Raw genomic sequence first — 24,637 nt, forward strand, 5'->3', positions numbered from 1 at the left:
TCAGGAAGACCCGGCCTGGTCGGCTTCCATGGCCTCGATCAGGCTCTGCGGACGCAGATCGGTCCAGTTCTTCTCCACGTAGCCCAGGCACGCGGCACGGCTGTCCTCACCGAAGACCGTGGTCCAGCCGGCCGGGATCTCGGCGAAGGTCGGCCACAGCGAATGCTGGTTCTCGTCGTTGACCAGGACGTAGAAGCGGCCGTTGTCGTCGTCGAATGGATTCGTCATGGGTGTTCCTCCGGTGATGTGTGGATGGGGTTGTGCGTGCTGTCGCCGGCGTCGCGAAGCCACCGGTCCAGTTCCGGTCCGATGACCTCGAGCGCATCGGGGTTGGCGAGGCCGAGATGGTCGGCGTCGACGTTCACGTTCGCGACGGCACCCGCCACGTGCGGACGCCAGCCGTTCGCGACGGCCGCCGGGTCGGCCTTGTCACGAGTGGCGGTGAAGACCAGCAAGGAACCGTCGTACGGCGCCGGCCGGAACTGTTCGACGAGCGATTCACCGATCGCGAAACTGTCCATGACGCCTTGCACCTGATCGAAGCTCAACAGACCCATCGAGGCGATCTGTTCGCGGATGATCTCGGCGACCTCGTCGGCGCTGTCCGCATGAACGCTGTCGTCGAGATCGAACAGGTCGCGCCAACCGCCCAGGAAGTCACCGACGTAGTCGCCGCCCAACTCGACACCGGCCGTTGCCGGCTCCGAACCCTCGCCGGGTTGCGGCGGGATCGGTGAGGAGTCCATGACGCCGAGGAAGGCGACCTCCTCCCCCTCGGCCCGCAACGCCGTGGCGATCGAGTACGCGACGTATCCGCCCAACGACCAGCCGAGCAGGTGGTACGGGCCCTGCGGCGACACGCGACGGATCTCGGCGAGATACCGCCGGGCCATCTCCTCCACCGAACGTGCACTGGGTTCACCGGCGACCACGTGCGGGTCCTGCAGGCCGTAGACCGGGCGATCGCCGAGGTAGGGCACGAACCCGCCGTAGAACCACGCCAGCCCACCGGCCGGGTGGATACAGAACAGCGGCGGTTGTGTGCCCTGTGCGTTCAACGTGATCAACACCTCGCCGGAACCCGCACCACCCTCGATGCGCGCAGCGAGTCCGCGGGCGGTGGGATCGTTGAACAGCCACGCCAACTCCACCTCGTAGCCTTGCTCGCGCAGCGCACCGAGCACTCGGGTCGCCGACAGCGAGTTGCCGCCGAGTTCGAAGAAGCTCTGGGTGACACCGACCTGCTCGAGGTCGAGGACCTCGGCGAACGCAGCAGCCACGACGGCTTCGGCATCGGTCTGTAGCGCGACGTATTCGTCGCCACTCGCCTCGATCACCGCCGCCGGCAGCGCACGTTTGTCGAGCTTGCCGACCGGGGTCAGCGGAAGCGCGTCGAGCACCATGATGCTCGCGGGCACCATATGCGACGGCAGGCGTCGGCCGACGAACTCGCGGACCTCGGTCACGTCGACCTCACGGTCGCCGGCACCGTCGGCGACGATGTAGCCGGCCAGCGCGTTCGCCACCGAGCCACCGACGCCGATGACCACAGCCGACTCCACCGCGGGATGCTCGGCCAGCACCGCCTCGATCTCGCCGAGTTCGATACGCAGTCCGCGCAGCTTCACCTGGTCGTCGGAGCGTCCGGCGTACTCCAGCACCAGCTCACCGTCGCGGCCGCGACGCCAGCGCACCACGTCACCGGTCCGGTACATTCGCTCCCCGTCGGCACCGAAGGGATTGACCACGAAGCGTTCGGCGGTCAGTCCGGGCCTGTCGAGGTACCCGCGCGACAGCGCATCGCCGGCCGCGTAGAGCTCGCCGGGCACGCCGACCGGCACCGGCCGCAATCGGCCGTCCAGGACGAGCAGCGTGACCCCGGCCAAGGGACCGCCCAGGCGCACCGGTTCCCCGGCGCGCATCGGCGCGCCCAGCGAGATGCCGATGGTGGTCTCGGTGGGCCCGTACAGGTTGTGGATGGCCACATGCGGCGCCCACGCGTCGACCAGCGACGGCGGCACTGCTTCTCCACCGGCCATCAGCGCGGCCAGATCCGGCAGCGCGGCCGGGTCGAGCGTCGACAGCACCGTCGGGGTGAGGAACATGTGGGTCACCCGGTGCCGCTGCATGAATTCCTGCAGTGCGTGGCCGCCCACCGCTTCGGACGGCCGATACGCGAGCGTGCCGCCGTTGACGGTCGCCAGCAGGTACTCCAGCACCGACGCGTCGAAACTCGGCGACGCGAAGCCGAGCACCACGGGGCCGTCATCGACGGACTGTCGCGCGCTCTCCTGTTCGGCGAAGTTCGCCAGTCCGGCGTGGGTGACCGACACGCCCTTGGGCCGCCCCGTGGAACCCGACGTGTAGATCACGTACGCGACGTTCTGCGTCCGCACCGGACGCAGGATGTCGTCCGCGGTGACCACCGCATCGGACAGGTCGGCGATCGCTGCGGCGGTCGAGTCGTCGTCGAGATGCACCCAGTCGAATTCCGCACCCGGCAGGTGCCCGCTTCGGACGGTCAACCCGAGGATCGCACCGGAATCCTCGATCATGTTCGCGACGCGTTCGGCCGGGTAGTCGGGGTCGATCGGCACGTATCCGCCACCGGTCTTGGTGACCGCCCAGATCGCGGTCAGCAACTCGACCGACCGTCCGATCGCCAGGGCGACCAGCGACTCGGTACCGATTCCCCGGGCGATGAGCCACCGCGCCAGGCGATTCGACCGCGCATCGAGTTCGGCGTACGTCAGTGCGGCACCATTGCCGTCGACCACCGCCACCCGGTCGGGATGCCGGGTCGCGGCGTCGTCGAACATGTCGGCCAGCAGCCGCGGCGGGGTGCCCGACCCGCCGGACACCGTGGTGAGCGCCGCGGATCCGGCCGCACCGAGCAGACCGATGTCGGCGGTCAGGGTGTCCGGAGCCGTCGACACCGTGCGCAGGATCTGCCGCAGCGCATCGACGAAGACCCCGACCTGCGTGGCGTCGAAGGCCTCCGGCAGATACTTCACCGTCAGCGAAAGTCGTTCGCCCGCAACGGGAGATGTCGACATGTTCAGCGGGTAGTGGGTGGCGTCGGAGCCGGTGAAGTCCAGGATCTCCAGCCCACCGGTGAGCGAGGCGTCCGTGGTGGACAGCGAATCGGTGTCCACCGGATAGGACTCGTGCACCGTCAGGGTGTCGAACAGCGGGCCGCCGACACCATTGCCACCGGCGAGCCCGGTCAGCTCCGCCAGCGACAGGTGCTGATGGTCGAGCACCGCCACCTTGCTCTGCTGCAGACGGCCCAGGACGGTCGCGATGGATGCATCCGGGTCCACATCCACCACGGCGGGCAGGGTGTTGATGAACAGGCCCACCATCGATTCAACGCCCTCGAGGTCCGCCGGCCGGCCGGAGACCGTCTCGGCGAAGGTGACCACCCTGTTGCCGGTCAGCCGCGACAACAGCACCGCCCAGGCGAACTGCAACACCGTTGCGACCGTCGCGCCTTCGGCCCGGGCGACGGCCTCGATGCCGGCGGTCGTCTCGGCATCGAGGATGACCGAGAGATCCTGTGGCAGCGCATCGGCGGTTGCCTCGGCCCCCGGGGCCACCAGCGTGGGCGCCTCCACCGGCGCGAGCACCTCACGCCACGCCTGCCGCCCGGCGGCGTGGTCGGTCGCGGCGAGGTACCGCAGGTAGTCCTCGAAATCACCGTCGCCCGAGCCGATCTGACCGGTGTAAGTGTCGCCGTTGGCATAGAGCGCCAGCAGGTCGGCCAGTACCAGCGGGCCCGACCAGCCGTCGATCAGGATGTGATGGTTGGTCACCACGAGATGAGCCCGCTCGCCGTGCCGGACGACGGCGAACCGCATCAGCGGGGGCCGTTCGAGATCGAAGGGTGCACGTCGCTGTGCCTCGGCGACCTGCGCCACGCGCTCGGCCACCGCGGCATCGGTTCCGTCACCGACGTCGACGACCTCCCAGGGCACCTCGACCGACGACGGCACCACGGTCACCACCGCACCGCTACCGGTGCGGACGAAACCCGAGCGCAGCGCGCGGTGGTGGGCGAACAGGGCTTGCGCGGCACCGTGCAGACGATCGATGTCGACGGTGCCGCCCAGCTCGAGGACCGACTGCACCACATAGACATCCACCGGCGCGGCCGTGGCGGTATCGCCGAGGCCGGCGGCGAGTTCGGCCTCGAAATACAGCCCCTGCTGCAGCGGCGACAATGGCCAGATGTCGGCCCCGCCGAAGCGTTCGGCCAGGGTGTCGAGGTCGGCCTGGGACACCTCGGTGCCCGGCACGTCCGACGGCGAGAGCCCCGGATCGCCGATGACCGACAGCGCCTCCACGATCGCCGCCAGTTCCGCCTGCCACCGCGACGCGATGTCGGCGGCATCGGTGTCGGTCAGCACGCCGCGCACGAACAGGAAATCGGCCGACAGCTCGCGACCGTCCTGATCCGACAGCGTGCCGACATTCACCGTCAGCGTGTTCATCGCGGTCATCGCACCCGACACCGTGGCCGGCAGCACCGGCGCCGCCGGGTCGGCCGTGAACGGCACCACGACGTCGTCGCCGGACGCGCGGGTACCGGTGCCGAAGAAGTTGAAACCGATCGACGGCAGTGCGGTACCGGCGAGGCGGTCGTCGCCGTCGAGACTCGACCCGGCGAACCGCAACAGGCCGAAGCCGATCCCGCGGTCCGGTGGGGTCAGGCGTTCCTCCTTGGCCGCCTTGACCGCGTGCACCACGTCGTCGGCCGGGTCGAGGGCCATCGGCACGAGTGTGGTGAACCATCCGGCCGTCCGGGACAGATCCGCGGTGTGCGGGTCGGTCCCGTGGGCCACCACTTCCTCGTAGCGACCGTGGCCTTCGGCGAGCACCGTGACCGGTGCGTCGTCGGCGATCCCGCGATCGCGCTGCCACGATCGCACCGCCCGGGCGAGCGCGGCGACCAACGCATCGTTGACGTGGCCGGAGTACGCGTCGACGACCGTGGTCAGCAGTTCCTCGGTGACCGCCCGGTCCACCCGGACCCGCAACGAGTCGACGGTGGCGAAGATGTCCCGCTGCCCGTCGAAGGGCACGCCGAAGTCGGTCGGCGCACGGTCCACGCGAGCCAGCCAGTGACCGATCTCGTCACGGCGCTCGTCGGCCTGTACGGCCAGCGCCGCATGCCAGGCCCGTGCCGAGGTGACCTCGGGACGCACAGTCGGTTCGTCGCCGCCCTGCAGACGCCCCCAGGCGGTGATGATGTCCTCGATGAGGATCGGCCACGACACCGCGTCCACTCCGAGGTGATGGATCGCGAGGACCACCCGTGCGCCGCCGTCGCCGACGACGAGAACCGCGGACATGATCACCCCGGCGGCCGGGTCGAGGCGGCCGAGCGCATCGGCGTGCGCGGACCGCACTGCCTCCTCGAAATCCGCCGATCCGATCGCGGCCGCGGTGGTGGCCTCGTGCACGACACATCCTGCTCCGTCGCCGAGTTCGTATGTCCACCGGCCGTCGATGTGCCGCAACCTCGCCGACAGGATCGGGTGAGCACCGACCACCGCATCGAGCACCGATGTCAGGGTGGGCCGGTCGAGATCGTCGGGTGCGACGAGCACCATCGACTGCGAGAAGTCGGCGAAGTCCGCACCGGTCTGCGAGAGTTCGAGCATCCAGCCGGCGACCGGCGGGATCGTGACATCCGCGCCCGCCGGTTCGGGCAGCACCGGCAGCCGGTCGCCGCCCGCGGACACCGCATGCGCCATGGCCCGAACCGTCTTGTGTTCGAAGATGTCTCGCGGGGACACCGGGAACCCGGCGCCACGTGCGGCCGAGGACAGCTGGATCGCGAGGATCGAGTCGCCGCCGAGCGAGAAGAACGACTCGGTCACGCTGACCCGGTCGACACCGAGCACCCCGGCCACCACTCGGGCCAGGGTCTCCTCGGCCGAGGTCTCCGGCGCCACGTAATCGTCGCCGGCACCGTCGAGTTCGGGCACCGGCAAGGCCCGGCGGTCGAGTTTGCCGTTGGCGGTCAGCGGCAGCGTCGCGACTCCCACGATGATGCTCGGCACCATGTAGCCGGGCACCGCGCGGGCAACCGCGTCACGCACCTGCGCTGCATCGACCTCTGTTCCCGGTTCGGCGACGACGTAGCCGATGAGCTGCTCACCACGCCCCGGCAGCTCGACCACGTTGGCGGCGCCCGCGGTGATCCCTTCGACGCCGAGCAGCGCGGCCTCGATCTCGCCGTACTCGATGCGGAACCCGCGCAACTGGACCTGCGCGTCACCTCGGCCGAGGTACTCGATGTCGTCGCCGACACGGCGGGCGAGGTCGCCCGTCCGGTACATCCGGGCACCGTTCGGGTCGAACGGGTCGGCGACGAATCGGGTCGACGACAGCCCCGGCCGACCGAGATAGCCCTGCGCCAATTGGCCACCGGTGACATACATCTCGCCGACGACGCCCGGCGGCACCGGATGCAGTCGTTCGTCGAGGATGTGGATCGCCAGCGAATGCAAGGGCCGCCCGATGAGGGAGGCGTCACCGGCGGCGACAAGGTCGCGATCCAGCGGGCGATAGCTGACGTGCACGGTGGTCTCGGTGATGCCGTACATGTTGACCAGTTCGGCGGTCTCGGCCGGATGGTCGTCGAACCAGCGCCGCACCTGTTCGAAGCCCAGCGCCTCACCACCGAAGACGATGTAGCGCAACGGCAGATCGACGGGGTTGCGCCGGCGGGCGTCGATGAGCTGATAGAACGCCGACGGCGTCTGGTTGAGGACCGTGACCTCCTCGGCGGCGAGCAGGTCGACGAACGCGTCCGGGTCGCGCGCCAGCGCGCGGTCGACGATGACGAGGTGTGCACCCGACAGGAACGGTCCCCACAGCTCCCACACCGAGAAGTCGAAGGCGTAGGAGTGGAACATCGTCCACACGTCGGTGGACCGGAAATCGAAGTCGCCGGCCGCCGTGTCCATCAGAGTGATGACGTCGCGGTGGGTGATCTCGACGCCCTTGGGCAGGCCGGTCGAGCCGGAGGTGTAGATGACGTAGGCCCGCGATGACGGCAGCACAGCCGGTGCCGGCGCCGCGAGTTCGCTCCCGATGCGGGCGAGTTCGTCGACGTCGACGGCAACCACCCCGTCGGGTAACCCCGCGAACAACTCGTGCCCCGAGGTCGCCGCATCGGTGATCACCACGCCCACCGACGCGTCGGACACGATGAACGCCAACCGGTCCACCGGGTTCGTGGTGTCCAGCGGCAGATATCCGGCACCCGCCTTGAGCACGGCGAGGATCGACACCGCGAGATCGACCGATCGTGCGGTGGCGATGCCGACGAGATCACCGGGCCGGACCCCCCGCGCGGCCAGTGCCGCCGCCACCGCATCCGAACGGTGATCGAGATCGGCGTAGGAGAGCGACATGCCGTCGGCGGTCACCGCGGTGCGCGTTCCATGAGTGGCAACGGTGGCCGCGAACAGGTCCAGCAGGGTGCGGTCGGTGTTGACGGTGTCGGTCACCGGCGCCGGAAGTGCGGCGAGAGCGGTCAACTCGTCGTCGGCGAGCAGGTCGACGTCGCCCACGCGCACCTGCGGGTCGGCCACGCACGCGGCCAGCACCCGGACGAACCGCTGCGCCATGGCACGTACGGTGTCGGCGTCGAACAGGTCGGTGGCATAGACGATCTGCGCCGGCCACGCCTGCCCCTGCGTGCCGCCGGCGATGGCGACGGTGAGGTCGACCTTGGCGGGCGTCTCGGGTGCCTCGACCGGTGCGATGGACAATCCCGCGATGTCGCCCGTGCCGGTGAATGCGTCGCCGAGCGCGGTGGCGAACTCCGGCAGCGTGGACTGATGGAAGGTCAGCAGGATCTGCGTCAGCGGTGCGAACGCCTCCGAGCGCACCGGATCCAGTTGCTCGACGAGGGTCTCGAACGGCAGATCGGCGTGCGCGAAGGCCTCGAGGTCGGTGGCGCGCACCTGATCCATCAGGTGCTCGAACCTCATGCCCGGGTCGATCTCGGCACGCAGGACCAGAGTGTTGACGAACATGCCGACGAGGGCATCGAGGGCACGCTGCCCCCGTCCTGCGATGGGTGTGCCGACGGCGATGTCCGAGGTCGCCGACAGCCGCGCGAGCAGCACGGTGAGCCCGGCGTGCACGACCATGAACGGGGTCACACCCCGGTCTGCGGCGACGGCCGAGATGGCGTCGACCACGTCGGCGGGGACCTCGAACGACACGTGCGCACCGCGCTGGGAAGCGACCACCGGTCGTGGCCGGTCGGCGGGCAGTTCGAGGACGTCGGGCAGCCCGTCGAGCTTGTCGACCCAATATGACAGTTGCTGCCCGACCGGCGAATTCGCGTCACCGACCGAACCGAGTTCGCGATGCTGCCACAACGCGACGTCGGCGAACTGCACCTCCAACGGCGCGAACGACGGTGCGGCACCGGTGACGCGTGCCGCGTAGGCGGCCATCAGGTCGCCGACCAGCGGCGCCATCGACTCGCCGTCGGCGGCGATGTGGTGGGCGACGATCGCGAAGACGAACTCGTCGTCGGCGACCCGCAGCAGCCGCGCCCGCAGCGGCCATTGCGTGGTCACCTCGAATCCGGCGGTCACCGCGGCCTCGAGTTCGGCGGCCGAGTCCACTTCGGCCCAGTCCAGGGTCGACTCGACGGCATCGGACGGCGCGATCGCCTGCACGGGCACACCGTCGACCGACGGGAACGTGGTGCGCAGCACCTCGTGACGCACCACCACATCCACCAACGCCGAGCGCAGTGCGCCGACGTCGAGGGCGCCGGTCAACCGGAGCAGCAACGGCACGTTGTAGGTGGACGCCGACGGATCGAACTGGTTGATGAACCACATCCGCTGTTGTGCGAACGAGACCGGAATCCGATCCGGCCGGGGTGACACCGCGGTGACCGGCGCGAGCCCGGCCTCCCGGCCCGCGACCGCGGCGGCCAGTGCCCGTACCGTCGGCGCCTCGAACACGTCACGCACCGAGACGTCGACGCCGAACACGTCGGCGACCCGGGCGGCCACGCGGGTGGCCGACAGCGAGTTGCCGCCGACCTCGAAGAAGCTGTCGGTGGCACCGACCCGATCGACACCGAGAACCTCGGCGAAGACCCGCGCGACCGACTCCTGCGCCTCGGTCTCCGGTGCGACGTACTCGCTTGCGGTTTCGATGACCGGTTCGGGCAGCGCCCGCTTGTCGAGCTTGCCCACCGGTGTCAGCGGCAAGGCGTCGAGGACGGCGATACTCGCCGGCACCATGTGCGAGGGCAGGGCCTGTCCGACGAAGGTGCGCAGTTCCTGGGTGTCGACGGCGTCGCGGAGGACGACGTAGCCGGCCAGTGCGGAGGCGACCGAACCGCCCACGCCGACGACCACCGCCGACTCCACGGCGGGATGCTGCGCGAGCACCGCCTCGATCTCGCCCAACTCGATACGCAAACCGCGCAGCTTGACCTGATCGTCACTGCGGCCGACATATTCGAGGGTGAGCTCGCCGGCGTCGCCGGGGCGCCAGCGCACCAGATCGCCGGTCCGATAGAGCCGTTCGCCGTTGCGTCCGAACGGGTCGGCGACGAACCGCTCGGCCGTCAGTCCGGGCCGTCGGACATAGCCGCGGGCCAGTGCACCGCCGGCGATGTACAGTTCGCCGGTGACGCCGACCGGTACCACGTTCAGGCGCGAGTCCAGCACGAGCATGCCGACGCCGTGGATGGGCCGCCCGATGGTGATCGGCTGCCCGGGCGTCAGGGCTGCGCTGAGGCTCACCGCAACGGTCGTCTCGGTGGGTCCGTAGGCATTGAAGAATCCGTGGCGGGCGCCCCACCGGTCCAGCATGGCCTGCGGCACCGCCTCGCCGCCCGAGGCCACCGAACGCAGTTCGGGCACGGCGTCCGGGTCGAGCGTGGCCAACACCGACGGCGTCAGGAACAGGTGGGTGATGTGCTGCTCGCGGATGAATTGCGCCAGCGGCTCACCACCGACGACATCGGCCGGGCGATAGACCAGCGTCGCGCCCGACCACAGCGGCAGCAGCCATTCGAGGATCGACGCGTCGAAACTCGGTGAGGCATAGCCCAGCACCACCGAATCCGGGGTGACGTCGAACTGACGCGACTCGGCGTGGGCGTAGGCGACGAGCCCGCGGCTGGTGACCTGGACACCCTTGGGCGTGCCGGTCGAGCCGGAGGTGTAGATCACATAGGCGATGTTGTCGATCGTCGGAGTGCCGTTGCTCTCCGCCGGAGCCAGTGCCGTCGAGGCGTGGGCTGCCACCGCGTCGGTGATGTCGCCGGCGTCGAGGCAATACCAGTCGACGCTCTCGCCGAGCGCCGACCGCCGTGCGGTGGTGGTCAGCCCGATCTCCGCCCCTGAGTCGGTGAGCATGTGGGCGATCCGGTCGGCGGGATAGTCCGGGTCGATCGGCAGGTAGCCCGCCCCGGTCTTCGCGGCCGCCCAGATCACGATCAGCAACTCGACCGACCGCTCGATGGCCACCGCCACCAGCGTCTCCGGGCCCGCCCCGCGCTCGATCAGCCAACGCGCGAGCTGATTCGACCGCACATCGAGCTCGGCATAGGTGAGCGCGTGACCGCGCGGATCGCGCACCGCGATGTTGTCGGGGTGCAGCGCGACGGCGTCGGCGAGGATGTCGCGCAACACCATCGGCGGGGTATCGGGCGTGCCGCCCGACACCGGGGTCAGCGCCGCTCGCTCGTCGTCACCGAGCAGGTCGATGTCGCCCACGGGGACCGACGCGTCGGTCACCATCGCCTCGATCACCCGCAGCCAGGACCCGACCATGCCGCGGATGGTCGACTCGTCGAAGATCGACCGCGCATAGATGAAGTCGACCGTCATCGGCGCGGAGTCGGTTCGGTCCGAGACACCCACCGACAGTTCGAATTTCGCGGTCTGGTCGGGCAGCTCGAGCGGCTTCGCCACCAGGCCGGCCGCGTGCAGCGCCGTCATCCCGGCATCGCCGTCGACGTGGCTGAACGCGATCTGCGCCAGCGGCGGGAAGGCCGTCGAGCGGGTGGGGGCGAGTTCCTCGATGAGTTCCTCGAACTGCACGTCCGCGTGGGCGAAGGCCTCGAGGTCCTCGGCACGGACACGGGCGATCACGTCGGCAACGGAGAACGCCGGGTCCACCTCCGTCCGCAACACCAGCGTGTTGACGAACATGCCCACCAGATCGCCGAGCGCGGCGTCGGTCCGACCGGCGATCGGTGTGCCGATCACCACGTCGCTGGTCGACGCCAGCCGAGAGATCAGGATCGCCAGTGCGGCATGGGATGCCATGAACGGGGTGACACGCTGAGCGCGGGCGAAGTCGTCGAGGCGTCCGGCCAGCCCGTCGGCGACCTCCACCGACACCACGCCGGCGACACTGTCCATCACCGCGGGCCGGGGCCGGTCCATCGGCAGGTCGGTCACCGAGGGCAGCGCGCGCAGATGCTCCCGCCAATAGCCGAGTTGTTCGGTCAGGCGGCTGGTCGGGTCATCGGCGTCGCCGAGGGTCGCGCGCTGCCACAGCGCATAGTCGGCGTACTGCACCGCCGGCGCCGGGGCCCTCGGCGCCGTGTCATCGACGCGAGCGAGGTAGGCGCTCATCAGGTCTCGAACGAACACCGCCGTCGACGAACCGTCGAAGGCGATGTGGTGGACGGTGAGCACCACGTCGACGGTGTCGTCAGCGGAGCGCCGCACGCGCCCACGGATCGGCAGGTCGACGGTGACGTCGAATCCGCGCGCGGCCGACGCGGCGAGTTCGGCGGAGTCGTCGACGACCGCCCAGTCGATTCTGGTCCGCGCCGAGGGCGCGTCGAGGATCTGCTGGTAGGGCCCGTCGGCGTCGATCGGGTAGAGCGTGCGCAGCACCTCGTGGCGCTCGACCACGTCGCCGACCGCGGCGGCCAGGACGTCGAGATCGAGATCGCCGGTGAGCTGCAAGGCCATCGGGATGTTGTAGGCCGCCGACGCGGGGTCGAAGCGGTTGATGAACCACATCCGGGCCTGCGCCATGGACAGCGGGAGCCGGTCGGGGCGCGGCGCGGCCACCAGCGGTGTCACCGTCTGGATGCGTCCGGCGACCGCGGCGACCAGGTCGCGCACCGTCGGGGCATCGAACAGGTCCCGCACCGATACGTCGACGCGGAGTTCATCGGCCGCGCGGGCGGCCACCCGCATCGCCGACAACGAGTTGCCGCCGATGTCGAAGAAGGACTCGGTCACGCCGACCCGCTCGAGGCCCAATACGTCGGCGACGATGCCGGCGACCGCCGACTCCTCGTCGGTCGACGGCGCCACGTACTCACCGGCCTCGACGACCGGCGCGGGCAGCGCTTTACGGTTCAGTTTGCCCGAGCTGCCCAATTCGATGTCGTCGAGCAGCATCCACACCGACGGACGCATGTACTCCGGCAGGGCGTCGGCGACGACGGCCTCCACCGCGGTCCTGTCGACCGTGCCGGGGGCGACGTAGGCCACCAGGTGCTGACCGCCGGTCGGCGCGTCGGCGACGGCGCAGGCCACGTGCACCACGCCGGGGGCCGAGGCGATGACCGCCTCGATCTCACCGAGTTCGATGCGCTGTCCGCGCAGCTTCACCTGGAAGTCCGTGCGTCCCAGGTACTCGATCTCACCGCGGGCGGCGACAGAGCCGTGACCGGACTCGGGCCGTGTCCAGCGGACCAGGTCGCCGGTCCGGTACATCCGGGCGCCGGACTCGGCGTAGGGGTCCGCGACGAAACGCTCGGCGCTCAGGCCGGGGCGTGCGGCGTAGCCACGCGCCACCTGCACGCCGCCGAGGTAGAGTTCGCCGGGCACGCCGGGGGGCACCGGGCGCAGCCGCGCATCGAGCACGTACGTCGTCGTGTTCCACACCGGCACACCGATGGTGACCGCATCCGCGCCGGTGACGTCGACCGAGGTGACGTCGACGGTGGCCTCGGTGGGGCCGTAGAGGTTGACGATCCGGGTCTGCGGCAGCACCTCGTGGGCATGGGTGGCCAGCGGTTGCGGTAGTGCCTCACCGGAGGTCAGCAGCCATCGCAACGCATCGAGGCGAGCGAGCTTGTCGGCGGGCACCACATCGAGGAACACCGACAGCATCGACGGCACGAAATGCACCGACGTCGCACGTTCGGCGGCCAGCAGATCGGCGATGTACTCGGGCTCCATGTGCCCGCCCGCCCGCGCCACCACGGTGGTGGCACCGACCATCAGCGGCCCGAACAATTCCGGCACCGACACGTCGAAGGTGACCGGCGTCTTGAGTGCGACCCGATCGCCGGGTCGCCACTCGAATTCGTCGACGCACCACCGCAGCCGGTTCACGAGCGCACGGTGTGACACGGTCACCCCCTTCGGGCGTCCGGTCGATCCCGACGTGAACAGCGTGTAGGCGGCGTCATCGGCGTGCAGGGGTGCGCGCCGGTCGGCGTCGGTCACCGGGTGCACCGACAGGTCGGCGTCCGCGGTGGCCGCCACCTCGATCACCGTCAGGCCCGCGATGGTCGCCGCCGTCGCCGCACCACCCGGGTGGGTGAGCACGACGCTCGCCTCCGCGGTGTCGACCATGTACTCCACCCGATCACGCGGGGTGTCCGGATCGATCGGCACGTACTGCGCACCGGCCGCCAGCACGGCGTTGACCGCAACCACCAGTTCCACCGAGCGATCGAGCGAGACAGCCACGGCCACACCAGGGCCCACGCCCGCGGCGATCAGCTCGCGGGCGAGGTGGGCTGCACGGGCCGCGAATTCCCGGTACGAGACGGCGCGGCCGTCGAACACCACCGCCGCGGCGTCGGGTGTGCGCTGCGCCTGCCGGGTGACCGCGTCGGGCACCAGTTCGGTGGGCACGTCGACGACCTCGCCGGTGGACCACTCCAGGACGAGACCGCGTTCGTCATCGGAGACGAATGCCGCGTCACCCACCGCCACGTCCGGGGCGGCGACGAGATCGTCGAGCAGGTCGGTGAACCGACGGGCCAGCGTGTCGACCGTCGCGCGATCGAACAGGTCGGTGGCGTAGACGATGGAGCACGACCAGTCCTCGCCGATGGGCGCCGAACCGACGGTGAACGACAGGTCGAGTTGGGCCGGCACCCAGGCCGGTTCGATGGACCGCACGAACAGTCCGGCGACGTCGATCTCCGCACTCTCTGCCGAGGCGGCCGGGTCGAAGGACAGCATCACCTGAGCCAGCGGCGCGAAGGCTTCCGATCGGGTGGGGTTGACCGCCTCGACGACCGTCTCGAACGGGACGTCGGCGTGGGCGAAGGCGTCCATATCGGTCACCCGGACGTCGTCGAGCAGGTCGGCGAACGGCATCGACGGGTCGATCCGGGTGCGCAGGATCAGCGTGTTGACGAACATGCCGACGAGCGGGTCGAGGGCCGCCGATCCGCGCCCGGCGATGGGTGTCGCGATGGTGATGTCGTCGCCGGCGGTGAGCCGGCCGAGCAGGGTGGCCAGGCCGGCATGCACCACCATGAACGGCGTGACACCGTGGTCGGCGGCCAGGGCCCCGATCCGGTCGCCGAGCGCGGCGGGGATCGTGAACTCGGCCCGCGCCCCGACATGGGAGGCGACGACCGGGCGGTCCCGATCGGTGGGCAGGTCCAGCACATCCGGTGCGTCGGCGAGGTTCCCGGTCCAGTACGCCAGCTGCCGGCCGATCACCGACTCCGGCTCGTCGGGCGACCCGAGCACGGTGTGCTGCCAGATGGCGTAGTCGGCGAACTGCACTGCCAGCGGGGCGAACTGCGGTGCGTGCCCATCGGCCCGCGCGACGTAGGCCGATACGACATCGGTGACCAGCGGCAGCATCGATTCGCCGTCGGCGGCGATGTGGTGGGCGACGACGGCGAGCAGGTACTCGTCGTCGGCCACCCGCAGCAGCCGGACCCGCAACGGCCAGTCCTGTGTCACGTCGAAGCCGTCGGTCATCGCAGCCTCGAGGTCGGCCTCGGTGTCCACCACGGCCCAGTCGAGGCGATCGTCGACGTCGTCGGCCGGACTGATCACCTGCACCGGCACGCCGTCGACGGCCGGGAAGGTGGTGCGCAGCACCTCGTGGCGGACCACCGTGTCCGCGACGGCGGTGCGCAGCGCCTCGATGTCGAGGCGGCCGCCCAGACGCAGCACCGCAGGGATGTTGTAGGTTGCCGTACCCGGCTCGAAGCGGTTGATGAACCACATGCGGGTCTGCGCGAACGACAACGGGATCGGCGCGGGCCGCGGGGAGATGGCGACCAGTGGCGCTAGACCGGTCTCCCGCCCGGCGACGGCCGCCGCCAGCGCGCGCACGGTCGGCGCGTCGAAGAGGTCACGGACCGAGACGTCGATGCCGAACTCGTCGCTTACCCGGGCGGCGACCCGCATGGCCGACAACGAGTTGCCGCCCACGTCGAAGAACGAGTCGGTGACGCTGACGCGATCGAGCCCGAGCACCTCGGTGATCACCGCCGCGACCGCCCGTTCGGCATCGGTCACCGGCGCGACATGGGTGTCGGCCTCGAAGACCGGGGCCGGCAGGGCGCGACGGTCCAACTTGCCCGCACTGTTGAGCGCGATGTCGTCGAGCAGCATCCACACCGACGGACGCATGTACTCCGGCAGCGCCTCGGCGACGGCCGCCCGCGCCGCGGTCTCGTCGACCGCCGACGGCGCCACATATGCGACGAGATGTTGTCCCCCGCCGGGGGTTTCGACAACCGTGCAGGCGGCGTGCACCACCCCGGGCGCCGCGGCGACCACCGATTCGATCTCGCCGAGTTCGATGCGCTGACCGCGCAGCTTCACCTGGAAGTCGGTGCGGCCCAGATACTCGATCGCGCCCTCGGTGTTCCAGCGGACCAGGTCGCCGGTGCGATACAGCCGAGCACCTGCGGCACCGTATGGATCGGCGACGAACCGCTCGGCGGTCAGCCCCGGCCGTGCGGCATACCCGCGCGCGACCTGCACGCCGCCCAGATACAACTCACCCGGGATGCCCGGCGGCACCGGCCGCAGGCGGGCGTCGAGCACGAGTGTCGAGGTGTTCCAGACGGGCACACCGATGGGTACCACCTCGGTGGCGTCGGTGACGTCGACGTAGGCCACCTCGACGGCCGCCTCGGTGGGACCGAAGAGGTTGACGATCCGCACCTGCGGCAGCAATTCGTGTGCGCGCCGCACCACCGACGGCGGCAACGCCTCACCCGAACAGAACAGCCAGCGCAACGAACTCAACGCCGAGATCTTCTCCGCCGGTACCACATCCAGGAACACCGAGAGCATCGACGGCACGAAGTGCACCGACGTGGCGCGTTGCTTCGCGATCAGCTCGGCGATGTACATCGGGTCGGCGTGGCCACCTGCACCGGCGATGATCACCGTCGCGCCGGCCATCAGCGGCGCGAACAACTCCGGCACCGAGACATCGAATGTGAACGGGGTCTTGAGCACCACCCGGTCCCCGGTGGTCCATGGGTACTCGTCCAGCCCCCACCACAGCCGGTTTCCCACCGCGCGATGCGAGACCGTCACCCCCTTGGGGCGTCCGGTGGAGCCGGAGGTGAACAGCGTGTAGAGCGCATCGTCGAGACGCACCGGCGCCCGGCGGTCCGCATCGGTCACCGGTGCGACCGACAGGTCGACGGCACCGGAGGTGTCCACCTCGACCACGGTGATCGCCGCGCCCAGACCGGCGACGGACGCGGGAGCACCCGCCGGGCCCGCGAGCACGATGCCCACACCCGCGGTCTCGATCATGTACTGCACCCGGTCGGCGGGCATGCCGGGATCGATCGGGACGTACTGGCCGCCGGCAGCCACCACGGCGTGGATCGCGACCACCAGTTCCACCGAGCGATCCATCGAGACACCCACGGCCACACCGGGTGCCACGCCGATTGCGATCAGCTCGCGCGCCAGCACCGCAGTCCGTGCGCCGAGTTCGGCGTAGGTCACGGAGCGGTCGTCGAAGACCAGCGCGACGTCGTCCGGTGTCCGCGCGATCTGCGCGCACACCGCATCGGCCACCGTGCCGTCCGGCACCGTCACCTCGGCACCCACCGAGCGATCGACCATGGCGGCACCGGTGCCGGCGGTCAACAGTTCGACATCGGCGATCTGGGTCGCCGGCGCGGTGGCCGCGGCACGCAGGATCTGCACGATCGCGTCCGCGAACACCGCGACCTGCGCGTCGGAGAACGCATCCGGCAGGTACTTCAGGGTGATCGACAGCTGCTCACCCATCGGCGCGGTGATCATGTTGAGCGGATAGTGCGTGGAGTCGCTGACCTGCGCCTCGAGTATGTCGAGACCGCCGGAGGCCGCGGCGTCGGTGGTGGACAGCGAATCGGTGTCCACCGGGTAGGACTCGTGCACCGTCAGGGTGTCGAAGAGCCGCCCGACGCCGGTCAGCGCGGTCAGCTCCGGAAGGCCCAGGTGCTGGTGGTCGAGCACGCTGATCTTGGTGCCCTGCAGTTCCTGCAACACCTCGGCGACAGTTGCCGCCGGGTCCACGTCGACCACCGCGGGCAGGGTGTTGATGAACAGGCCCACCATCGCCTCGACACCCTCGAGGTCGGCGGGACGCCCCGAGACCGTCTCACCGAAGGTGACGACCCGGTTGCCGGTCAGGCGCGACACCAGCAGCGCCCACGCGAACTGCAGGACCGTGGCCATGGTCGCACCCTGCGACCGGGCCAGCCGATCGAGTGCGGCGGTCAGTTCGGCGTCGACGACGACGGCATGGTTGCGGGGCAACGACTCCCGGGTCGCCTCCACGCCGGGCGCGACGAGGGTGGCCCCCTCGACCGGCGCGAGCACCTCGCGCCAGGCCGCGAGCCCGGCATCGTCGTCGGCCGCCGCGAGACGGTGCAGATGGTCGGCGAAATCCCGGTCGCCGCCGGCGATCTGACCGGTGTACGTGGCGCCGGAGGCGTACAGCGCCAGCAGGTCGGCCAACACCAGCGGACCCGACCAGCCGTCGAACAGGATGTGATGATTGGTGATCACCACACTCACACCCGAGTCGTCGCGGACCAGCACCACCCGCAGCAACGGCGGATGCGCCAGATCAAAGGGCTCCACGCGTTCCCGCGCGGTTTCGTCCTCGACCCGCCGGCGGCGTTCGGTGTCCTCGACCGCACCCAGATCGACGGTGCGCCAAGGCACCTCGACGTGTTCGGGAATCACCGCGACCACTGCCCCGCCGTCGGTGCGCAGATAACCCGATCGCAGCACCCGGTGGTGCGCGACGAGCGCCTGCACCGCGCTGCGCAGGCGGCCCTCGTCGACCTCGCCGCCGAGCCGCAGGACCGCCTGACTGACGTAGACATCGACCGCGTCGGCGGCGTCGGCGAGTGCCGACTGCAGATACAGCCCCTTCTGCAACGGCGACAGCGGCCAGATCGCCGCACGCGGGTGCAGGTCGGTGATCCGGTCCAGATCCGCCTGGGTGACACCGGTACCCGCGACATCCGACGGCGACGGCCCGATGTCCCCGTGGGCGACGGCGTCGACGATCGCCGCGAGTTCCGCCGACCACCGCTCGGCGATGCCGTGGACGTCGTCCGCGGACAGGATGCCGTCCACGTACAGCAGATCCGCGGACAGTTCACGACCGTCCGCCCTCTGCCGGGTGCCCACGTTCACCGTGAGCACGTTCATCGCGGCCATCGCACCCGACACCGTGGCCGGCAGTGCCGGCGCGTCCGGATCGACCATGAATCCGACGACCAGGTCCTGCTCGGCGCCACCGCGACCGCCCGCGCCGAAGAAGTTGAAACCGATCGACGGCAGGGCGCGTCCGGCCAGGCGTTCGTCCCCGCCGAACCGCAACGGGCCGAAACCCACTCCGTGGTCGGGTTGCCCGAGGCGCTCTTCCTTGGCCGCCTTGACGGCGTGCACGGCATCGGCGGACGGATCGAGTGTCATCGGCGCGATGGTGGTGAACCAGCCGACGGTCCGGGACAGGTCGGCGTGCCGCGGGTCGGCGCCCCGGGCGACGAGCTCCTCGTAACGGCCGTGCCCTTCGAGCAGCACCCCGACCGGCGAGTCGTCGGCGATGCCCACCGAGTGCTGCCAGGATCGGACGGCACGGGCCAGCGCGGCCAGCAACGCGTCGTTGACGTGACCGCCGAAGGCCTCCGGCACCACGGTGACCAGCGCCTCGGTGACGTCGGCGGCGACGGTGTGGCGCACCGATCCGACCGTCGCGAACCGGTCGCGGGCCCGGTCGAATTCGGCACCGAATCCGGTCGGCGCACCCAGCCGCTGCGACCAGTAGCCGAACTCGTCGGTCCGGTCGGCGGCCTGCGCGGCGATCGCGGCCTGCCAGGCCTGCGCCGAGGTCACCTCGGGCCGCACCTGCGGGGCGTCACCCGCCTGGAGTTGCCCCCACACGGTGATGATGTCCTCGATCAGGATCGGCCAGGACACGGCGTCCACGCCGACGTGATGTATTGCGAGCACCACCCGGGCGGTGTCGGCAGCCGACACCAGGACCGCGGACACCAGCACGCCGGCCGACGGGTCGAGGCGGGCCAGGGCGTCGGCGTGTGCCGCGCTGATCGCCTCGCTCAACGTCACCGAACCGGCGGGTGCCGGGGTGGACACGCTACGCACCACCGGACGCGATCCCACGCCGGCTGTCGAGGCCCAGTGTCCGTCGGCGTCGGTGAGCCGCGCCGAGAGCATCGGATGTGCATCGACGACGGCGCCCAGCACACTGCTCAGCCCATCGACGGTGAGGCCGTCCGGCGCGATCAGCACCACCGCCTGCGAGAAGTCGGCGAAGTCGGCTGCGGTGTCAGAGGATTCGATCATCCATGAGACGACCGGGGAGAGCGCGACCTCGCCGACCCCGTGGTGTGGGTCGGCCAGCAGCGGCAGTCGTTCGCCGCCCTCGGCGAGCGCCTGGGCCATCGCGCGGACCGTCTTGTGTTCGAAGATGTCGCGCGGCGACAGCGACAGTCCGGCCGCTCGGGCGGCCGACGACAACTGGATCGAGGTGATCGAGTCGCCGCCCAGCGCGAAGAAGGAATCGGTGACGCTGACCCGGTCGATGCCCAGCACTCCGGCCACGACCTGGGCGAGCCGCTCCTCGTCCGAGGAGCCGGGGGCGACGTACTCTGCTGTCCCGGTGTCGATCTGCAGGTCCGGGAGTGCTCGTTTGTCGAGCTTTCCGGCGGGCGTGAGCGGGAGGGCGTCGAGCACCTGGATGCCGGCCGGCACCATGTGCGCCGGGAGACGTTCGGCGACGAAATCGCGCAACGCGGCGACATCGACGGCGGAGTCCGTCGCGGCCGGATCGGCGACCACGTAGCCGGCCAGCGCCGAGGCCACCGAACCACCCACGCCGATCACGACCGCCGACGACACCGCCGGATGCGACGCCAGGACCGCCTCGATCTCACCGAGTTCGATACGCAGGCCGCGCAGCTTGACCTGGTCGTCGCTGCGGCCGACGTATTCGAGGACCAGCTCCCCGGATTCCTCGCGGCTCCACCGGACCACGTCGCCGGTGCGGTACATCCGCGCGCCGGGCGCGCCGTAGGGGTCGGCCACGAACCGCTCGGCGGTGAGGCCGCGCCGGTCGAGGTAGCCGCGTGCGAGCGCCACCCCGCCGGCGTACAGGTCACCGGCCACCCCGACCGGAACCGGGTGCAGCCGTTCGTCGAGCACCATCAGACCCACGCCGTCGATCGGACCGCCGATGTGCACCGGCCGCCCGGCGCGCAGCGGACGGCTCATGGCCACCGCCACGGACGCCTCGGTGGGGCCGTAGGCATTGAAGAAGTCCAGCCGGCCCGACCATCGGTCGACCAGGGTCTGCGAGACCGCCTCACCGCCGGACATCAACACCTTCAGGTCCGGCACCGACCCGGGCTCCAGGGTCGACAGCACCGTCGGCGTCAGGAAGACGTGCGTGAGTCGTTGCTCGGTGATGAACTCCGCCAACATGTCTCCACCGAGCACGCCGTCGGGCCGATAGACCAGCGCAGCGCCGGCGACCGAGGCCAGGAGCCATTCGAGGATCGAGGCGTCGAAACTCGGGGACGCGAAGCCCAGGACCCGCGCCGACGGGTCGGTGCCGAATCGGGCGACCTCGGCGGTGGCGAAGTTGTGGATGCCGCGATAGGTGACCGACACGCCCTTGGGCACGCCGGTGGATCCGGAGGTGTAGATGACGTACGCGGTGGCGTCGAGATGTTGTGCGGTGCGGAGTTCGTCGGCACGCAGCGGTGCCGGGTCGAGGGCGTCGAGGACATCGGCGGCGAGCGCCTCGACGGTGGTCCAGTCCGGGCCGGCCGGTAACCGGTCGTGCACCCGCTCGGTGGTGAGCCCGATGCGGACCTGCGAGTCGGTGAGCATGTGCTCGATGCGCTCGGTCGGGTAGTCGGGATCGATCGGCAGGTACCCGGCGCCGGTCTTGGCCACCGCCCACATCGCCACCAGCAGTTCGGTGGATCGTCCGACTGCGAGCGCCACCAGTGATTCGGTGGCCACGCCACGCGCGATCAGCCAGCGAGCGAGCCGATTGGACCGTGCGTCGAGTTCCGCGTAGGTCAGCGCGGCGGCCGTGTCGTCGGACACCGCCGGACGATCCGGATGCCGACGGGCGATATCGGTGAACACGTCGGCGAGATGCGCGGCGGGGGCGCCCGCCGCGCCGGTGACGGGCAGCAGTGCGGCGGCCTCGTCGTCGTCGAGCAGATGGGCGTCCCCCACGGCGACAGTCGGTTCGGCGGTGAGCTGATCGAGCACGCGGACGAACTGGGCGGCGATGTGTTCGGCGGTGTCGGCATCGAACAGATCCACCGCGTAGATGAGGGTGCCCTGCCAGCGATCTCCGGCATCGGTGACCCCGATGGTGAGGTCGACCTTGGCGGGGATCTCGTCGACCGGTACCGAACTCACCGACACCCCGGCGACGTCCTCGGCGAGGACACCGGTGGAGAATTCGGCGAGTACCGACTGGTCGAAGGACAACAGCACCTGGGTCAGCGGTGCGAAGGACTCCGACCGGACCGGCTGCAGGTGTTCGACCACCGTCTCGAACGGCACATCGGCGTGCGCAAACGCCTCGAGGTCGGTGGACCGCACCTGATCGAGCAACTCGGCGAACGACATCGACGCGTCGATCGGCGACCGCAGCACCAGGGTGTTGACGAACATACCCACCAGCGGGTCCAGCACCCGCTGGCCGCGGCCGGCGATCGGGGTGCCGACCGCGATGTCCCCGGAGCTCGACAAGCGCGCCAACAGCACTGCGAGTCCTGCGTGTACCACCATGAACGGCGTCACACCGTATTCGTGGGAGATCACGCCGATCCGGTCCACGACCCACCCGGGGACCTCGAAGCCGACCTGTGCGCCGTGCTGGGTCGCCACCGCCGGCCGCGGCCGGTCGGTGGGCAATTCCAGGACGTCGGGCAGGCCGCGCAGTTGACTGTCCCAGTAGGACAACTGCTGCGCCACCGTCGAATCCGCGTCGTCGGCGGAGCCGAGTACCTCGTGCTGCCAGATCGCGAAGTCGGCGAACTGGACATCGAGGGGTACGAACTCCGGTTCGACCGTGGCCACCCGGGCCGCATACGCGGTGACCAGGTCTGCCACCAGCGGCCCCATCGACTCGCCGTCGGCGGCGATGTGATGGACCACGAGCCCGAAGATGAATTCGTCGTCGCCCGCCTGCCAGAGCCGGGCGCGCACCGACCACTGCTCGGTGACGTCGAAGCCGGCGCCGATCGCGGCCTCGAGGTCGGCCTCCGACGACACGACCGCCCAGTCCAAGCGTGCGGCCACCTCGTCGGCCGGCGAGATCACCTGCACCGGAACACCGTCGACGGCGGGGAACACGGTGCGCAGGACCTCGTGTCGGATCACCACGTCGCTCAGCGCCACCCGGAGCGCGTCGGCATCCACCGGCCCGGTCAGCCGCAGCAGCATCGGGATGTTGTAGGTCGAGGCAGCCGGGTCGAACTGATTGATGAACCACATCCGCAACTGGGCGAACGACAGCGGGATGCGTGGCGGCCGTGGCTCGGCGGGCAACACGGGCGCGATACCCACGCCGCGACCGCCGATCGTCTCGGCCAGTCCACGCACCGTGGGCAGGTCGAACACGTCGCGCACCGACAGGTCGACGTTGAACGCCTCACCGGCGCGCCCGACGATACGCGCCGCGGCCAGCGAGTTCCCGCCGAGATCGAAGATGGACTCGGCGACGCTGACCCGGTCGAGGCCCAGCACGTCGGCGGTGATCTCGGCGAGGATCTTCTCGGTCTCGGTGCTCGGTGCGACATACTCTGCGGCCCCGGTGATCTGCGGCTCGGGCAGGCCTCGCCGGTCGAGTTTGCCGTTGACCGTCAGCGGCAGCTGATCGAGCACCATGACAACGTCGGGCACCATGTAGCCGGGCAGCGACCCCGCTGCCGCGATCCGCACGTCCGATGGCGTCGCCGCCTCCGGCGTCTCGAGCACCACGTACCCGACCAGCAGTTCGTCGCCGTTGTCCCGACGCTTCACCGCGACCGCGGCGGCGTCGACCCCGTCGGTCGACAGCAGCGCGGTCTCCACCTCACCGAGTTCGATGCGGAAGCCACGTAGCTTGACCTGGGCATCGGAGCGACCCAGGTATTCCAGGGTGCCGTCGCGGTAGATGGCCAGGTCGCCGGATCGGTACATCCGCGTTCCGTCGGCGGCGAACGGATCGGCGACGAACCGGATCGAGGAGAGACCTGGTCGGCCCAGGTAGCCGCGGGTGACCTGGGTGCCGCTGACGTAGATCTCGCCGGGCACACCGTCGGGGACCGGTCGCAGACGGTCGTCGAGCAGGTGGATGATCAGATCGGGCAGTCCCGTACCGACGTCGGAGCCCTTGGCGGTCTCCACGAAATCGGGGTCCAGCGCCCGGAAGGTCGAGTGCACCGTGGTCTCGGTGATGCCGTACATGTTGACCAGCACCGGGCCGACGCGGCCCGCACTGGCCAGCCGATCGGCGTACCACCGCTTCACCTGTGCGAAATCCAGTGCCTCACCGGCGAACACCATGTAGCGGACGCTCTCGGCGAGGTCGTTCGGCGCACCCGGCCGGACTGCGGCGGCCAGCTGATAGTAGGCCGACGGCGTCTGGGAGACGACGGTCGCCGATTCGGTGGTCAGCAGCCGGGCGAACTCGTCGGGGCTGCGGGTGGTGAGGAAGTCGACAACGACCAGCCGTCCGCCGAACAGCAGCGGTCCCCACATCTCGAACACCGAGACGTCGAAGGCGTAGGAGTGGAACATCGTCCACACGTCGTTCTCGGTGAAGCCATAGTGCTGCTGTGCGGCCGCCATCAACGCCACGACGCTACGGTGTTCCACCACAACGCCTTTGGGACGTCCAGTGGAACCCGAGGTGAAGATCAGGTACGCCGCGGTGCGATCATCCACCTCGGCGGGCAGCGGCGCCGCACCGGCGTTCGGGTGCTCGATCAGTTCCTCGATCGTGTGCCGCGCGACGTCGAGGAAGCCCAGCGCCTGCTTGCCGTCGTGGTCGGTGATCACCAGTGTGGGGGCCGCGTCGTCGACGATGAAGCCCAACCGATCGGCCGGATGCGAGGTGT

2 protein-coding genes (1 of these 2 cut by a window edge) are annotated in these 24,637 nt (G+C 70.1%); both read right to left on the reverse strand.

The genetic code is table 11. From position 1 onward, the window contains the following. Nucleotides 1–228, reverse strand: a complete 228-nt coding sequence (locus NWF22_RS03335; protein WP_160900637.1) for an MbtH family protein — start codon at nt 226–228, stop codon at nt 1–3. Beyond that, a protein-coding gene (locus tag NWF22_RS03340) for a non-ribosomal peptide synthase/polyketide synthase (RefSeq protein ID WP_160900636.1) crosses the window boundary here: on the reverse strand, nt 225–24,637 show its 3' portion. 589 nt of this gene lie beyond the right edge of the window; the window shows 24,413 of its 25,002 coding nt (coding positions 590–25,002); its start codon lies beyond the right edge, outside the window — the gene reads right to left on this strand; its stop codon occupies nt 225–227. The genes NWF22_RS03335 and NWF22_RS03340 overlap by 4 nt, the downstream gene beginning before the upstream one ends.

The organism is Gordonia mangrovi (assembly GCF_024734075.1).
Lineage (GTDB): Bacteria > Actinomycetota > Actinomycetes > Mycobacteriales > Mycobacteriaceae > Gordonia > Gordonia mangrovi.